Annotated in this window: 16 protein-coding genes; 11 read left to right on the top strand and 5 right to left on the bottom strand. The window is 68.7% G+C overall.

Annotation, left to right across the window (positions count from 1 at the left end):
* The first annotated feature begins 1 nt into the window (after position 1).
* Positions 2–1,279, top strand: a complete 1,278-nt coding sequence (locus tag NX774_RS09920) for a c-type cytochrome (RefSeq protein WP_258822011.1) — start codon at positions 2–4, stop codon at positions 1,277–1,279.
* Here NX774_RS09920 and NX774_RS09925 read toward each other — a convergent pair whose 3' ends face one another.
* Positions 1,280–2,401, bottom strand: coding sequence for a type IV pilus twitching motility protein PilT (locus NX774_RS09925; RefSeq protein ID WP_258822012.1), 1,122 nt, complete (start codon positions 2,399–2,401; stop codon positions 1,280–1,282). It lies immediately after the preceding gene.
* A 79-nt stretch (positions 2,402–2,480) separates the two neighbouring features.
* Positions 2,481–2,945 carry a DMT family transporter gene (locus tag NX774_RS09930; RefSeq protein WP_258822736.1) on the bottom strand — a complete coding sequence of 155 codons (465 nt, stop codon included), beginning with the start codon at positions 2,943–2,945 and terminating at the stop codon, positions 2,481–2,483.
* A 139-nt stretch (positions 2,946–3,084) separates the two neighbouring features.
* Between NX774_RS09930 and NX774_RS09935 the strand changes: the two genes are divergently transcribed.
* A complete protein-coding gene (locus NX774_RS09935; protein ID WP_258822013.1) occupies positions 3,085–3,759 on the top strand; it encodes a hypothetical protein in 675 nt (224 codons plus the stop codon).
* A 127-nt stretch (positions 3,760–3,886) separates the two neighbouring features.
* On the top strand, positions 3,887–4,648 hold the full coding sequence (locus NX774_RS09940) for a head GIN domain-containing protein (protein ID WP_258822014.1): 762 nt from the start codon (positions 3,887–3,889) through the stop codon (positions 4,646–4,648).
* Between the two features lie 118 nt (positions 4,649–4,766).
* Here the strand turns inward: NX774_RS09940 and NX774_RS09945 are convergent, their stop codons facing one another.
* Entirely contained in the window at positions 4,767–5,210 is a 444-nt protein-coding gene (locus NX774_RS09945) for a copper chaperone PCu(A)C (protein WP_258822015.1), read from the bottom strand.
* A gap of 42 nt (positions 5,211–5,252) precedes the next feature.
* Positions 5,253–5,795, bottom strand: coding sequence for a YaeQ family protein (locus NX774_RS09950; RefSeq protein WP_258822016.1), 543 nt, complete (start codon positions 5,793–5,795; stop codon positions 5,253–5,255).
* A gap of 221 nt (positions 5,796–6,016) precedes the next feature.
* Here NX774_RS09950 and NX774_RS09955 point away from each other — a divergent pair, with 221 nt between their 5' ends.
* The 8 genes from NX774_RS09955 (at position 6,017) to NX774_RS09990 (ending at position 13,788) form a co-directional block, all read left to right on the top strand.
* A complete protein-coding gene (locus tag NX774_RS09955) occupies positions 6,017–6,451 on the top strand; it encodes a phasin family protein (RefSeq protein ID WP_258822017.1) in 435 nt (144 codons plus the stop codon).
* 16 nt (positions 6,452–6,467) lie between these two features.
* The gene (locus tag NX774_RS09960; RefSeq protein ID WP_258822018.1) at positions 6,468–7,016 is read left to right on the top strand and encodes a hemerythrin domain-containing protein; all 549 of its coding nucleotides are present in this window, start codon (positions 6,468–6,470) and stop codon (positions 7,014–7,016) included.
* 99 nt (positions 7,017–7,115) lie between these two features.
* A complete protein-coding gene (locus tag NX774_RS09965) occupies positions 7,116–7,472 on the top strand; it encodes a KGG domain-containing protein (protein ID WP_258822019.1) in 357 nt (118 codons plus the stop codon).
* Between the two features lie 125 nt (positions 7,473–7,597).
* Positions 7,598–8,116 carry a YgjP-like metallopeptidase domain-containing protein gene (locus NX774_RS09970; protein ID WP_258822020.1) on the top strand — a complete coding sequence of 173 codons (519 nt, stop codon included), beginning with the start codon at positions 7,598–7,600 and terminating at the stop codon, positions 8,114–8,116.
* A gap of 134 nt (positions 8,117–8,250) precedes the next feature.
* The gene (locus NX774_RS09975; RefSeq protein ID WP_258822021.1) at positions 8,251–9,504 is read left to right on the top strand and encodes a hypothetical protein; all 1,254 of its coding nucleotides are present in this window, start codon (positions 8,251–8,253) and stop codon (positions 9,502–9,504) included.
* 8 nt (positions 9,505–9,512) lie between these two features.
* On the top strand, positions 9,513–9,941 hold the full coding sequence (locus tag NX774_RS09980; RefSeq protein ID WP_258822022.1) for a type 2 periplasmic-binding domain-containing protein: 429 nt from the start codon (positions 9,513–9,515) through the stop codon (positions 9,939–9,941).
* 11 nt (positions 9,942–9,952) lie between these two features.
* Positions 9,953–12,691: a bifunctional diguanylate cyclase/phosphodiesterase gene (locus NX774_RS09985; RefSeq protein WP_258822023.1), complete on the top strand. Its 2,739-nt coding sequence runs from the start codon at positions 9,953–9,955 to the stop codon at positions 12,689–12,691.
* The gene (locus tag NX774_RS09990; protein ID WP_258822024.1) at positions 12,688–13,788 is read left to right on the top strand and encodes a diguanylate cyclase; all 1,101 of its coding nucleotides are present in this window, start codon (positions 12,688–12,690) and stop codon (positions 13,786–13,788) included. The genes NX774_RS09985 and NX774_RS09990 overlap by 4 nt, the downstream gene beginning before the upstream one ends.
* A 60-nt stretch (positions 13,789–13,848) precedes the next feature.
* Here the strand turns inward: NX774_RS09990 and NX774_RS09995 are convergent, their stop codons facing one another.
* Entirely contained in the window at positions 13,849–14,421 is a 573-nt protein-coding gene (locus tag NX774_RS09995; RefSeq protein WP_258822025.1) for an LOG family protein, read from the bottom strand.
* Positions 14,422–14,429: the final 8 nt, after the last annotated feature.

A 14,429-nucleotide genomic window follows, 5' to 3' on the forward strand; every position in this document is an offset into this window, starting at 1 on the left:
GATGAAGAAGACTGTCCTCTACCCGATCATCCTCGCGGCGGGCCTCTTGGCCGCCACCGCCATTGCCGCCTGGCCGCGCGCGGAACACGTCCCCGCCAGCTCACCGGCCGCCTATGCGCCGACACCGCAGAACATCGCCCGCGGCGCATACCTGGCGCGCGCCGGCGACTGCATGGCCTGCCACACCGCGCGCGGCGGCGCCCCGTTCGCCGGCGGCCGCTTCCTCGACACGCCATTCGGCCGCGTGGCCGCGCCCAACATCACGCCGGACGCCGCCACCGGCATCGGCACCTGGAGCGCGGACGATTTCTGGGGTGCCCTGCACAACGGCACCTCGAAGGACGGCCGCCTGCTCTACCCGGCCTTCCCGTACGCGAACTACACCAAGATCACGCGCGCCGACAGCGATGCGCTGTACGCCTTCCTGCGCAGCGTGGCGCCGGTGCGCCAGGCCAGCGCGGCGCACGCGCTGCGCTTTCCCTACAACCAGCAATGGGCACTGGCCGCCTGGCGACTGCTGTATTTCAAACCGGGCGTGTACCAGCCGGACGCCAAACAGGACGCCAGCTGGAACCGCGGCGCCTACCTGGTGCAGGGCCTGGGCCACTGCAACGCCTGCCACAGCAGCCGCAACAGCCTGGGTGCGAGCGAACAGGGACTCTCGGGTGGACTGATCCCGCAACTGGGCTGGTACGCGCCCTCGCTCACGGCGGACAGCGAAGCCGGTCTTGGCAGCTGGGAGGTGGACCACATCGTGCAGCTGCTGCAAACGGGCGTGTCGCCGCGCGCCACCGTGTTCGGGCCAATGGCCGAGGTGGTGGCGCGCAGCCTGCAGCACCTGTCCAGCGACGACGCGCGCGCGATGGCCCTCTACCTGAAGTCGCTGCCCGCCTCGCCCGCCACGCCGGCGGCCGAAGCGCCGGTGGGACCGGAGGCCGAACGCACCATCCAGGCCGGCAAGCTGCTGTACGAGCACCACTGCGCCGACTGCCACGGCGCCGACGGCCGCGGCAAGGCGCCGGCCTACCCGCCGCTGGCGGGCAACCGCGCGCTGACCATGCGCGAGCCGGTCAACGCGATCCGCGTGGTGCTCAATGGTGGTTTCGCGCCCGGCACCGCGGGCAATCCGCGCCCGTACGGCATGCCGCCCTTCGGCCCGGTGCTGGGCGACGCGGAAGTGGCGCAGGTGGTCACCTACCTGCGCGCGAGCTGGGGCAACCGGGCCAGCGCGGTGACCGCGCAGGACGTGAACCGCTACCGCACGGTGCCGCTGGACTGATCAGACCATCTCGGCAAAGCCGATGCGGTCGGTGGTGGCCGCGCGCGCGGCCTCGACGCTGACCTTGTGCGCGGACAGCAGCCGCTCCAGCGCCGAATTCATGGTGTGGCTTTGCGGGACGCGTCCGGCGTTCAGGTGCTCGCGGATCGCGCCCAGGTCGCCGCCTTCGAGCATGCGCGCCACGGCCGGCTCGAGGGTCAGGCACTCGGTGGCCAGGTGGTAGCGGTTGCCTTCCAGGGACGGCAGCAGCGCCTGGCACAGCACGCCGCGCAGCGCGTGCGCCAGTGCCTGGGTCTGCGCTTCGTCGTTGCCGAGCAGGCGCATCATCTTTTGCAAGCCAAGCTCGGTCGAGCGCGCGTGCAGCGAGGCCAGCACCAGCGGCCCCGATTCGGCCAGCGCCAGCGCCTCCTGCGCGGTCTGCGCATCGCGGATCTCGCCGATCACGATCACGTCCGGGCGCTCGCGCAGCGCGTCCAACGCACCCAGGTAGTAGCTGCCCACGTCGCCGTCCACGCCCACCTCGCGCTGGGTGACGATGCACTTGCGCTGGGGGATCAGGGTCTCCACCGGGTCCTCGATGGTGATGATGTGGCCCGAGCGGCACTTGTTGATCTCGTCGACCATCGAGGCGATGGTGGTGGACTTGCCCTGGCAGGTGTCGCCGATGATCAGCACCAGGCCGTTGGTCAGGCGCGCGAACTCCTGCTCGTCCGCGTGCAGGTCCAGTTCGGCCAGCGCCAGCGGCTCCTTGGGAAAGCGCCGGATCACGCAGCCCAGCCGCTTCTTGCCCTGGAAGCTGAAGCAGTTGGCGCGGATGCGCGCGGTATGCAGGTCGATCGAGCGGTCGAACGCGCGCTCCTCGATCCGCTCGGCCCAGTTGGGCTCGATCACCTCGAAGAATTCCTCCAGCTCCTCGCGCGTGATGGGCGAGTCGGTCACCGCCACCAGCCCCTTCGGCTGGCGCAGCATCAGCGGGCTGTTCTGGTGGATGATGATGTCAGAGAACACCAGCCGCGAGTTCAGCAAGTGCAGGATCTGCTCGACCAGGGTGCCGAACACCGGATGGTCTTCGTTCTCGATGTACGAGAGAGTGGGAATCTGCGAGGACTGGTGGTATTCCATTGGCGCTGCCGGCGTGGTCTGCAATGGGCCAATTATAAAACCAGCCACGCCGGAAGTTGCACTCTTGAAAGAAAAATGTTCAGCGTGACATGGCGGCAACGACGCGGTCGCCAAACAGCACGGTCGCCACGCCCGCCACCATCACCAGCGCGCCGAACATGCGCACGCCCGACACCCTGCGCACGGCCATGTGGATCAGGCCGAACTGGTCGATCGCCATCGAGGTGAGCAGCTGGGCAGCGATCACCAGCACCACCAGGTTCAGCAGGCCAATGCGCGGCGCCAGGTACACGCTGCCGAACACGAAGCTGGCGCCCAGCAGGCCGCCGGCGTACTTCCACAGCGGCTGGCCGGCCATCAGCGCCAGCGTGCCGGGCGCGCCGCCGCGCAGTACGACCAGCAGCGCCAGCGCGACTGTGCCGACCGAGAACGACACCAGCGCGGCCAGCACCGAATCGGCGCCCAGGCCGAGCGCCAGCTGGCCGTTGACGGCCGCCTGCACCGAGATCGCCACGCCCACGCACAGGGCCATCAAAAACAACATCACGTTCACACAACACCTCTTGAGCAACAGCGGGACAAAGCGCGGATTGTACGATGCACCGGCGCGGTGCGTGCAAACCTTTGCAAAATGCCCAGCTCGGTGGCAGCATATTTACATTGTTATTCCTTAGGAGGCGATCATGCGCCGCCTTGCCCTTGCCTGCACCCTGGCGCTGCCCTGCGCCGCCCATGCCGCGGATGACTTCATCGCGCGCTGCGAACGCGAAATGAAGCCGGTGTTCGAGGTGCGCGCGCGGGAAGCGAAGTTCGACCTGTCCACCTCGCTGTCCAGCCGCGTGCTCAACACCAAGGTCAGCTACGGCGCCGCCGCCCAGCTGACCATGGGGATGACCTCCGGGACGCACCGCACCGAGATCGGCATCGATGGCCCGTCCATGCTCGACGCGGCGCACCGGCGCGAATGCGTCGCCCCGCGCATCTACGTGGACCTGGCGTACGAGCCGCTGCGTGTGTTCGTGGCGCGCGAATTCCACCAGCAGTCGTGCGCCTACCGCACCGTCTATGAACACGAGATGCGCCACGTGCAGGTGTACCGCGACAACCTGCCGGTGCTCGAGCGCCACGTGCGCGAGGCACTCGAGCAGCGCTACGCGGGCCGGCCGCTGTACGGCGCGCCCGGCACTGGCCTGGCCAGACTGGAGAGCGACGTGGACAACTGGCTGCGCCCCTTCATCAAGGCCGAGCTGGCGGCGGTCGAGCGCCAGCAGCTGGCGCTCGATTCGCCCGAAGAGACGTTCCGGCTGTCGCACGCCTGCCTGGGGGAAGTGGAGGCCGCGATGGGTAGCAGCTTCTGAAGACCCGTTCGTCCCGGCCCCATGCAGCCTGGTCCTTGCCGGCTGCAGTTCGTCGCAAAATGCCGCCGCCTGGGCCCGCGCAAGCTTACGATTGCAGCATCAATAACAACACCTGGAGAACCCGACCATGAACCACGCTTTCACCCGCCGCCAGCTCCTGCTTGCCGCCAGCACCCTCGCCCTCGCGGCGCCCGCCTTCGCCTTCGGCTTTGGCTTTGGCCACGAGACCGTCAAGGGCAGCGGCCACGTCAGCAAGCAGGCGCGCCAGGTGGCGCACTTCACGGGTCTGGCGCTGTCCGTGCCGGGCGACGTCGAGCTGCACACCGGCACGGCTGAAGGCGTGAGCATCGAGGCCGACGACAACCTGCTGCCGCTGATCGAAACGGTGGTCGAAAACGGCACGCTGAAGATCCGCCCGGTGCACGACAACATGCAGCTGCGCCCGCACACGCTGCACATCACCGTCAACGCGCGCGAGATCGACCAGCTCAAGCTGGGCGGCTCGGGTTCGATCAATGCGGACGACCTGCGCGCCCGCAAGCTGGAGATGTCGCTGGGCGGCTCGGGCTCGATCAAGGCGCGCTCGGTGCAGGCCGACGAGGTCGAGGTGCACGTGGCTGGCAGCGGCGACCTGTCCGCCGCCGGCGGCACGGCCGGCCGCCTGGAAGTCAAGCTGGCCGGGTCGGGCGACGTCGACCTGGGCAAGGTCAAGGCGGGCGACGTCAAGGTGCAGGGCGCCGGTTCGGGCACCACCACCGTGTGGGCGCTCAACACGCTGTCGGCGAAACTGGCCGGCTCCGGCGACGTGAACTACTACGGCGATCCGCGCGTCACCCGCACCGTGGTGGGCTCGTCGGACGTGCGCCGCGCCGGTCCGGCGCCGCGCTGAAAAATGAAAACCCGGTAGGGTGGGCAGCTTGTCTGCCCACGCGTTCAGTCCAGGCTAACGCCGCCTGAACGCGTGGGCGGGAGACCCGCCCACCCTACACGGGCAAATCCCGCCTGCCTTACTTCGGCGGCTGGTAGGCGATCGGCTTGACCGCCACCGATACCTGCACTTCCTGGCGCTTGTTGGCGGCGCCTTCCACCACCAGCGTCAGCGGCACGCTGTCGCCTTCCTTGAGCTGCTGCTTCAGCCCGAACAGCATCACGTGGTAACCGCCGGGTCCCAGCACCACATCCTGCCCGGCCGGCAGCGCCAGCGATTCCACCGCGTGCATCCGCATGGTCTGGCCCTGCATCTGCATTTCGTGCAGCTCGGCGTTGGCGGCCAGCGGCGTACGCACCGCCACCAGCTTTGCCGGCGCAGCCGAGCGCACGCGCATGAACGCGCCCGCGCTTTTCTGCTGCGGCACGGTGGCGCGGATCCACGCATCGCTGACCGATACCTGGGCCAGCGCCGCGCTCGAGTACAGCACGCCGGCGGCCAGTGCTAGAAGTGTCTTCCTCATGGGCTTCCCCTTGTAAGTGATCGCGTCGATTATAGCCGCGCTTTACGGGGCGCCGTGCCAGTACTCGCGCTCGATGAGCACGGTGTCGGCGCCATCGGTGATCCACACCTGGCCGTCCTGTACCGTCACCTGCAGCTGCATGCCGCGCTTGGCCAGCTTTTCCAGGGCCTGGCTGGCCTCGGCCGGCACGTTGACGACCGTGACGTTATGGGCGCGCCCGAGCTTGCCCGACAGGCCCCTGAACCACACCTGGCTGGCGGTGCTGTAGCTGTACACGAACACCCGGTCGGCGCGCGCCGACGCCTTCATGATGCGCTTGTCGTCCGGCTGGCCGACCTCGATCCAGGTCTTGAGCGCCCCGGTCAGGTCCTTTTCCCACAGGTCTGGCTCGTCGGTATCGAACAGGCCCTTGGTGAAAACCAGCCCCTCGCTCGCGTGCAGCGCGAAGGCCAGCACGCGGATCATCACCCGCTCGTCGGTCTCGGACGGGTGGCGCGCGATGGTGAGGGTGTGGTCCTGGTAGTAGTTGCGGTCCATGTCCGCGATCTGCAGGTCCGCCTTGTAGATGGTTGCTTTGAGGGCCATTGAAAACGATTCGTATGAGTGGCGCAGCCCGCTATTGTCGCACGCCACGTCCCCTGCCGCCATGCCTGCCGTCCCGCTGGCCTTGAGCCAAACCGGGTGGCCGTGCGATTGCGCGAACTTGGCGCGGCAAACAGCGTCTATTGGACTCGTTTTCAGCGCGCACACCCGCCAGCGGCGGTCCAAACACGATACGGCGGTCCAAACACTAGACAGAGGAAAACATGCAGCCAGCATCTCTCACCAACAACCCGGCCTTGCGCTCCCAGCTCGAAACCCAGGTCAATTTCCTGACCGAGCTGTCGCACCGCACCTACGACTCGGTGCGCAAGGTCAGCGAACTGAACATGCGCTTCACCCAGCAGTTCGTCGAGGACACAATGAACTTCGGGCGCGAGCTGATGAACTGCTCCGACCCGTTCCAGGTCACCTCCACCGCCATCAACCAGCTGCAGCCGGCCACCGAGCACCTGCGCAGCTACCAGCGCCAGCTGATGGGCGTGCTGTCCGGCGCCCAGGCCGACTTCTCGCGCACGGCGGAAACCCACATTCCCGAAGCCAGCCGCCAGGCCAGCGCCATGGCCGACGAAATGGTGCGCAACGCCGCCGCCAACGCGGCCAACGCGGCCGACGTGGGCGCGGCCCACAACCCCACCTGACGCGGCGGGGCCTGCCATGACCGCACACGGCAAACACAAGGCCGGCACGCTGGCGCTCGACCTGCTGCGCGGCGAGCACCAGCGCGTGCGCACCCTGTTCGGCGAGTTCGACAGCCTCAAGGGGCTGGACGACGAGGACGAACGCAAGGCCGAACTGGTGGACGAGATCTGCTACGAGCTCACCTTGCACACCATGATCGAGGAAGAAATCTTCTACCCGGTGCTGCGCTCGGCGATCGCCGACGACGACCTGATGGACGAGGCCGACGTCGAGCACGCCGGCGCGCGCGAGCTGATCAGCCAGCTCGAGGTGATGTACCCCGGCGACGACCATTTCGACGCCACGGTGGCGGTGCTGGGCGAAGAAGTCGGGCACCACATGGACAAGGAGGAAGGCGAGATGTTCGACGCCGCACGCCGCGCCGGCATCGACTTCGAGCGGCTTGGCGAGCAGCTCGCGGCGCGCCGCGCGGAGCTGGAAGAAGACCTGTCCTCGCCCGCCGGCACGATCGACGCGATGGAACCGCACGAGGGCGCGCGCCGCGCCCAGCGCCCGCCCGACTAGGTGGAACTATTGAAAAACCGCTCTCTCTAAACCCACGAGCGCGTCACGCCGCGCTCGCGGCTTTCACCTGACACCGAATGGGCAATCAAGGAGATCGACATGGCGACAAGTAAGGAAGGCGGCAAGGCCGCGGGCAGCTCGGGCGGCAGCGCGCAGAAAGGCGGGGCCGGCAGCAGCCAGGGGCCAGCCAAGCGTGGTTTCGCGGCGATGGACCAGGCACAGCAACGCGAAATCGCCAGCAAAGGCGGCCAGGCCGCCCACCAAAAAGGCACGGCGCACGAATTCGATTCCGAAGAAGCGCGGCGTGCGGGCCAAAAAGGCGGCGAGGCAGTCAGCCGCAACCGCGCCCACATGGCCGATATCGGCCGCAAGGGCGGCGAAAGCCGGCAATCGGCACACCGGGCCGCGCAGGCGGCCGCCGCCAAGGGGTCGCGCCAGGGCGGCGACAAAGAATAGGCCGCGTTTTTACGTGCACCAATCGCCAGACCCATTTCTTTCATTCCCTTAGCAACCTCATTTTCACGGGCCGCGCCAGCGGGCGGCGGCCCTTTTTTGTCCGGGTGTGCTACAGTGCGCGCCCGATGTCTTCCCTTCCCTACCTCACCGCCTACCCGGGAACGCTGCGCGCACAGGCCGCGCAGCTGCTGGCCGAGGGCCGCCTGGCCGACGTGCTGCGACGGCGCTATCCGCAGGCGCATGAGGTGCGCAGCGACAAGGCGCTGTACCAGTACGTGCAGGAGCTCAGGGAGCGGCACCTGCGCAACGCCGAACCGGTGTCCAAGGTGGCGTTCGACAGCAAGATCCAGGTGATCCGGCATGCGCTCGGCCTGCATACCGCAATCTCGCGCGTGCAGGGCAGCAAGCTCAAGGCCAAGCACGAAATCCGCATCGCCACCGTGTTTCGCGAAGGGCCGCCCGAGTTCCTGCGCATGATCACCGTGCACGAGCTGGCGCACCTGAAGGAAAAGCAGCACGACAAGGCGTTCTACCAACTGTGCTGCGCCATGGAACCCCACTACCACCAGTTCGAATTCGACCTGCGGCTGTACCTCACCCTGCTCGACCATGGCGGTCCGGCACTATGGGTTGCACAGCGTTAATATTTCGCAACAGAAATTAATCGAAATGTAATTATTTGTCGTAAATTTGTCGACAAGAACGTTACGCTTCGATACATTCGCGTCTTGCACCAAAAACAACGTATGCATACTGGTGCGCCCAACCCGACACGACGATGTTCCTCCAATCAGATTCGCGCCTCGGCATGCGTGCCGCGGCATTTGCATTTGGCATGGCGCTGTCCGCAGGCGCGCTGGCCGGGGATGCCGACGCCCCCGGCCTGGTGCTGTCCGGTTTCGGCACGCTGGGCTATGTGCACTCGACCGAGCGCGAGGCCGATTACACCAACTCGTCGATGAAGGCCAGCGGCGCCGGCTTCACGCGCGCGTGGAGCCCGGACGTGGACAGCCGCCTGGGCGCGCAGGCCGACGTGCAGCTGGGGCAGCGCTGGTCGGGCGTGGTGCAGGTGGTGAGCGAGCAGCGGCTGGACCGCCGCTACCGGCCGCGCATCGAATGGGCCAACATCCAATTCCAGGTGACGCCGGAACTGGCGCTGCGCGCCGGACGCATCGCCCTGCCCGCGTTCCTGGCCGCCGACTACCGCAAGGTCGGCTACGCCTACACCTGGGTGCGCCCGCCGGTCGAGGTCTATGGCTCGCTGCCGCTGCCCAGCAGCGACGGGGTGGACCTGACCTGGCGCTACCCGCTCGGCGAAATCCGCAACACCACGCAAGCCTTCTTCGGCCGCACCGACATGGGCCTGACGAGCACCACCCACGTGAAGGTGCGCCGCCTGTCCGGCTTCTCGCAGACTGTCGAGCGCGGGCCGCTGACTGCGCGCCTGTCCGCCCTCACCGCCGACCTGACCCTGGACATCGGGCGCGGCCTGTTCGACGCGCTCGGCGCCTTCGGCATCGCCGGCGACGCGCTGGCCGGGCGCTACGAGGTCGATCACAAGCGCGCCGCCCTCACCAGCCTGGGGCTGGCCTGGGATCCGGGCCACTGGTTCATCATGGGCGAGGCCGGCCACACGCACACCGAGTCCTTCCTCGGCACGACCACCAGCATGTACGCCACCGGCGGCCTGCGCCGCGGCGCCCTCACCCCGTATGCCAGCGTTGCGCGGGTGCGCGCCGACACCCCGACGTCGGACCCGGGCCTGCCGGTGGCCGGCCTGGCCGCGGCGAGCCTGTCCACTGCCGTCAACCTGAACGTCGGCCTGAACGCGCTGCTGCAGACGATCCCGTCGCAATCGAGCGTGTCGCTGGGCGTGCGCTGGGATGCGCGCCGGGGCGTCGCGCTCAAGGCGCAGCTCGACCGTGTCACCCCGCGCGACGGCTCGCGCGGCACGCTGATCAATACCCAGCCCGGCTTCGTCCCGGGCCGCCCATTGCAGGTAGCGAGCCTGGCGCTCGACTTCGTGTTCTAGGACCTGCCATGCGCCTGCACCATCGCCTGTTTGCCGGGATTGTCCTCTTGCTTGCCGCTGGCGCCAGTGCCGCCGGCGAGCTCGTGGTCGTGGTCTCGGCGCACAACGCGAGCCCGGCATTGCGCCCGGACCAGGTGGCCGCGATCTTCCTCGGGCAGTCGGCGCGCTTTCCCGACGGCGCCGAAGCCCATGCGCTCGACCAGCCGGTGGGATCGGCGCTGCGCGAACAGTTCTACCAGCGCGTGTCCGGCAAGACCGAAGCGATGCTCAAGGCCTACTGGTCCAAGATGGTGTTCACCGGCCGCGGCCAGCCGCCGCGCGACGCGCCCGACAGCATCGCGGTACGCAAGGCGGTGGCGGACAATCCGGCGCTGATCGGCTACATCGACCGCGACGCGCTCGATCCGAGCGTGCGCCCGGTGCTGCTGCTGCACTGAACGGCTCACGCATGAACGCACGCTTGCCCGCACCGCGAAGAAGCGCAATCGTGTCCGGCCCGCCGGCCGCGCCGCCGCGCGCGCGCCTGGCGCGCCGGCTGTCGCTGGTGCTCGAGACCTATGTCGCGCTGCCGCTGTTCGCGGTGGTGCTGGTGGCGGCGCTGTGGACCACGGCATTTCACTTCATCGACAAGGAACAGCGCGATGCGCGCCAGGCGGCGCGGGACGACACACGCGAACTGGTCGATACCTACGAGGCGCAGATGGCGCGCAGCCTGGCCGGCATCGACCAGACGCTCAAGCTGCTCAAATACGCGGTCGAACAGGACGGGGCCAGCGGCGCGTTGGCCACGCTGCGCCGCCAGTCCCTGCTGCCGCCGTCGGTGCTGTTCACCGTGGCGGTGGCGAACCGCGACGGGCTGGTGGTGGCCAGCAATCCCCCCGCCCGGCCGCTGGACGTCTCGCGCGAGACCTACTTCCTGGTGCACCGCGCGGCCGACGGCGGCGTGCCGTACGTGAGCCAGACGCTCACGGACCGCACCAAGGCCGAGCCGCACCTTCACTTCACGCGCCGCATCAACGACGCCAGCGGGCACTTTGCAGGCGTGGCCATCGTCGAAGTGGACCCGGGCTACTTCACCAGCGCCTACGAGCACGGGCGCGAAGGCGAGCGTGGCCTGCTGGGACTGGTCGGCGCCGACGGCGTGGTGCGCGCACTGCGCGTGGGCGAGCAGACCAGCTGGGGACAGCGGATCGACCTGGCGCGCCTGCCCGACGGCCAGGTCAGCCTTGCCCCCACCACTCCCGACGGGCTGACGCGCTTTCTGGGCGTGCGGCGCCTGCACGGCTACGGCCTGAGCGCCATCGTCGGGCTCGATGCCGACGAGCAGATGGCCGGCTTCGCGCGCCAGCGCAGCGCCTGGCTGGCCGGGGCCGGCATCGGCACGGCGGTGCTGCTCCTGGTGGTCACCCTGGTGAGCGCGTGGTCGTGGCAGGTCGCGCGGGCACGCCGGCGCGAGCGGCGCGCCCAGGAGACCTACGCCGCCGCCTCGGAGGCGAGCGTGGATGCGTTCTTCGTGCTGCGCACCGTGTGGGCCGCGGACGGCACCGTGGCCGATTTCGCGATCGAGGCCACCAACAGCCGCGCCGAAGAGATGGCCGGGCTGCCCAAGGAAGCGATGCGCGGCATGCTGATGTGCGAGATGCTGCCGTCCTACCGGCGCAACGGCATCTTCGACGCCGCGGCGAAGGTGGCGCTCGAAGGCGGGGTGGACCAGGCCGAATGGCATGCGCAGGTGTACCCGATGCGCGGGCGCTGGCTGCACCGCCAGGTGGTGCCGGTGGAGGGCGGCGTGGTGGCGATCGTGCGCGACATCACCGAGCGCAAGCAGGCCGAGGAACGCATCGTGCACATGGCGCACCACGACGACCTGACCGGCCTGCCCAACCGCACCCTGCTGCGCCTGCGGCTGGAACAGAACATCGCGCAGGCCGCGCACAAGGGCTTGTCGCTTGCGCTGGTGTTCGTGGACCTGGACGGCTTCAAGCTAATCAACGATGGCCTTGGCCACAACGCCGGCGACGAGCTGCTCAAGGTGGTGGGCAAGCGCATGCGCGCCTGCCTGCGCCGCAGCGACACGCTGGCGCGCTTCGGCGGCGACGAATTCGTGCTGCTGCTGCCGGGCGTGGCCGCACGGGCGCAGTCGCTCGCGCCGCTGCTGGAAAAGCTGCGTCAGGCGGTGCACGCGCCGGTGCAGGTGGCAGGCCAGTCGGTGCAGGTGAGCTGCAGCATGGGCGTGGTGATGTACCCGCGCGACGGCCTGGACGCCAACACCCTGTTGATGAACGCGGACGCCGCCATGTACCGCGCCAAGGACGGCGGCCGCAACAACTACCAGTTCTACGCCCGCGAGATGAACGCCAGCGGCGAGGAAAACCTGGTCCTGCTGGACGGGCTGCGCCAGTCGCTCGAAGCGACGCTGGCCGGCGCGCCGGACGGCGGCCTGTCCCTGTGCTACCAGCCCAAGGTGGACCTGAAGACCGGCCGCGTGTTCGGGGTCGAGGCGCTGCTGCGCTGGCACCACCCGGAACACGGGCCGGTCTCGCCGCAGCGCTTCATCGGCCTGGCCGAGGAAAGCGGCATGATCGTCGAGCTGGGCGAATGGGCGCTGCGCACCGCGTGCCGCCAGAACCAGGCATGGCGCGCGTGCGGCCTGCCCCCGATCACCGTGTCGGTCAACGTGTCGCCGCGCCAGTTCGAGGAACGGCGCCTGGTCGCGCGGGTGGCCGCCGCGCTGCGCGACAGCGGCCTGCCGCCCGACGCGCTGGAGCTGGAGGTCACGGAAAGCCTGATCATGCGCGACCTGGCGCAGTCGGTGGCCAAGATGCGCGACCTGGAGGCGATGGGGGTGTCGCTGTCGATCGACGACTTCGGCACCGGCTATTCGAGCCTGTCCGCGCTCAAGTCCTTCCCCATCAGCCGGCTCAAGATCGACAAGTCCTTCGTCAGCGAACTGGCCGCCAACCCGGACGACCAGGCGATCGCCATGGCGGTCATCTCGCTCGGCCACAAGCTGCACCTGCGCGTGATCGCGGAAGGCGTCGAGACTGAAGAACAGTGCGCCTTCCTGCGCGCGAACGACTGCGACGAGATGCAGGGCTACCTGTTCAGCCGTCCAGTGCCGCCGGCGCGCATCGCCGAGCTGCTGGCCACGGCGCAGCAGTTTGTGCCGGCCGAGGTGGCGGCATGACGCGCAAGGACGCGCTGGCCACCGTGCTGCTGGGGCCGGACCCGAAGCTGCGCCGCATGGTCGCGTACTGGGCGGCCACCGGCGTGCTGTACGGGGTCTGCACCGCACTGATCCTGGTGGCCACCGACTTCGGCCTGGTCGACCGTGCCGGCGCGTACGCTCTCACCAGCTACAGCTTCACCGGCGTGCTGGTGTTCATGGCCCTGGTGCGCTTTTCCGCCGTGCTCGGGATCGCGCCGCGCACGCTGGCGGTGCTGCAGGGGCTGTTCGCGATCAGCTGCAACATGTGGGTCTATACCATTGCCGGCCCGCTGCGCGAAGCGTCGCTCATCATGCTGCTGGTGGTGGTTGCCTTCTGCACCTTCGCCATGCGGCCGCGCCAGACCTTGCTGCTGTCGGCGGCCGGCATCGCCGCGATGGGCGCGACCATGTGGTGGCACGCCGCGCACGATCCCGCGCATTACCCGCCGCTGGTCGAGGGCCTGACCTTCGGCTTTGCCAGCGCGGGCCTGTTCGCGATCACGCTCCTGACTGGCGAAATGAACAAGCTGCGCGCGCGCTTGAAGCGCCAGAAGGAAGACCTGCTGGCCGCGGTGGCGACCATCCGCACCCTGGCCACCGTCGACGAGCTGACCTCGCTGGCGAACCGGCGCCACATGAACGAGGTGCTGGCGGCCGAGGAACGGCGCCAGGCGCACGGCCACGCCGCCTGCATCGCGCTGCTCGACATCGACTTCTTCAAGACCATCAACGACCGCTTCGGGCACGCGCACGGCGACGCGGTGCTGCGCGCGTTTGCGCAGGCGGCCCAGGGCGCGCTGCGCGGGTCGGACATGCTGGCGCGCTGGGGTGGCGAGGAGTTCCTGCTGATGCTGCCCAACGCCGACCTGCCCGAAGCGCAGCAGGTGCTGGCGCGCATCGCGGCAAAGGTGGTGGCGCTGGAGGTGCCGGGGCTGGAGCTGGACTGTGCGCTCAGCTTCTCGGCCGGCGTCACCGCGCGCGCAGGCGGCGAGCCGTTTGCCGACACCATCAACCGCGCCGACAAGGCGCTCTACCGAGCCAAGGCCGAGGGGCGCAACCGGGTGGTGGCTGCGTAGGCATTCGTGCCCACGCGGCAGTCACGTGGCGCGTATCACGCGTGGGCTCGAGAGCCCACCCTACGGCGTCTTGAACAGCGGCGTGGACGGCACCGCCGCCGCGCGCAGCCGGCCGACCAGGCTGTGCGAGTCGGCGTCCACCATCATCACCTCGAGGTGCTGCTGGCGCACGAAGCCTTCGTCGTGCTGGTGGCGCACGAACTGCACCAGCCCATCCCAGAAGCCTTCCGTGTTGAGCAGGCCGATCGGCTTCGAGTGGATGCCCAGCTGCCACCAGGTCACCATCTCGAACAGCTCTTCCAGCGTGCCCATCCCGCCCGGCATGGCGATGAAGCCGTCGGCCAGTTCGGACATCATCGCTTTACGCTCGTGCATGTCCTTGACCACGAACTGGCGCGTCAGGCCCGTGTGGCCGACCTCGCGTTCGAGCAGCGCGCGCGGGATCACGCCGGTGGCCTCGCCGCCCAGGCGCAGCACTTCGTCGGCGATCGCGCCCATCAGGCCGACCTTGCCGCCGCCGTACACCAGGCCGATGTTGTGCTCCACCAGCGCGCGCGCCAGCTCGCGGGCGGCATCGGCATACACCGGCTTGGCGCCGAGCGAGGCGCCGCAATAGACTGCGATCGATTTCATTGCTTGTT

It is taken from the genome of Massilia agilis (assembly GCF_024756255.1).
In the GTDB taxonomy this organism is placed as follows: Bacteria; Pseudomonadota; Gammaproteobacteria; order Burkholderiales; family Burkholderiaceae_D; genus Telluria; species Telluria agilis.

Excerpts from the sequence above, each read along its gene's own strand:
- NX774_RS09930 (WP_258822736.1), bottom strand. The coding sequence starts at position 2,945 with ATGTTGTTTTTGATGGCCCTGTGCGTGGGCGTGGCGATCTCGGTGCAG.
- NX774_RS09925 (WP_258822012.1), bottom strand. The coding sequence starts at position 2,401 with ATGGAATACCACCAGTCCTCGCAGATTCCCACTCTCTCGTACATCGAG.
- NX774_RS09955 (WP_258822017.1), top strand. The coding sequence starts at position 6,017 with ATGCAGCCAGCATCTCTCACCAACAACCCGGCCTTGCGCTCCCAGCTC.
- NX774_RS09970 (WP_258822020.1), top strand. The coding sequence starts at position 7,598 with ATGTCTTCCCTTCCCTACCTCACCGCCTACCCGGGAACGCTGCGCGCA.
- NX774_RS09920 (WP_258822011.1), top strand. The coding sequence starts at position 2 with ATGAAGAAGACTGTCCTCTACCCGATCATCCTCGCGGCGGGCCTCTTG.
- NX774_RS09985 (WP_258822023.1), top strand. The coding sequence starts at position 9,953 with ATGAACGCACGCTTGCCCGCACCGCGAAGAAGCGCAATCGTGTCCGGC.
- NX774_RS09995 (WP_258822025.1), bottom strand. The coding sequence starts at position 14,421 with ATGAAATCGATCGCAGTCTATTGCGGCGCCTCGCTCGGCGCCAAGCCG.
- NX774_RS09965 (WP_258822019.1), top strand. The coding sequence starts at position 7,116 with ATGGCGACAAGTAAGGAAGGCGGCAAGGCCGCGGGCAGCTCGGGCGGC.
- NX774_RS09940 (WP_258822014.1), top strand. The coding sequence starts at position 3,887 with ATGAACCACGCTTTCACCCGCCGCCAGCTCCTGCTTGCCGCCAGCACC.
- NX774_RS09945 (WP_258822015.1), bottom strand. The coding sequence starts at position 5,210 with ATGAGGAAGACACTTCTAGCACTGGCCGCCGGCGTGCTGTACTCGAGC.
- NX774_RS09960 (WP_258822018.1), top strand. The coding sequence starts at position 6,468 with ATGACCGCACACGGCAAACACAAGGCCGGCACGCTGGCGCTCGACCTG.
- NX774_RS09990 (WP_258822024.1), top strand. The coding sequence starts at position 12,688 with ATGACGCGCAAGGACGCGCTGGCCACCGTGCTGCTGGGGCCGGACCCG.
- NX774_RS09980 (WP_258822022.1), top strand. The coding sequence starts at position 9,513 with ATGCGCCTGCACCATCGCCTGTTTGCCGGGATTGTCCTCTTGCTTGCC.
- NX774_RS09950 (WP_258822016.1), bottom strand. The coding sequence starts at position 5,795 with ATGGCCCTCAAAGCAACCATCTACAAGGCGGACCTGCAGATCGCGGAC.
- NX774_RS09975 (WP_258822021.1), top strand. The coding sequence starts at position 8,251 with ATGTTCCTCCAATCAGATTCGCGCCTCGGCATGCGTGCCGCGGCATTT.
- NX774_RS09935 (WP_258822013.1), top strand. The coding sequence starts at position 3,085 with ATGCGCCGCCTTGCCCTTGCCTGCACCCTGGCGCTGCCCTGCGCCGCC.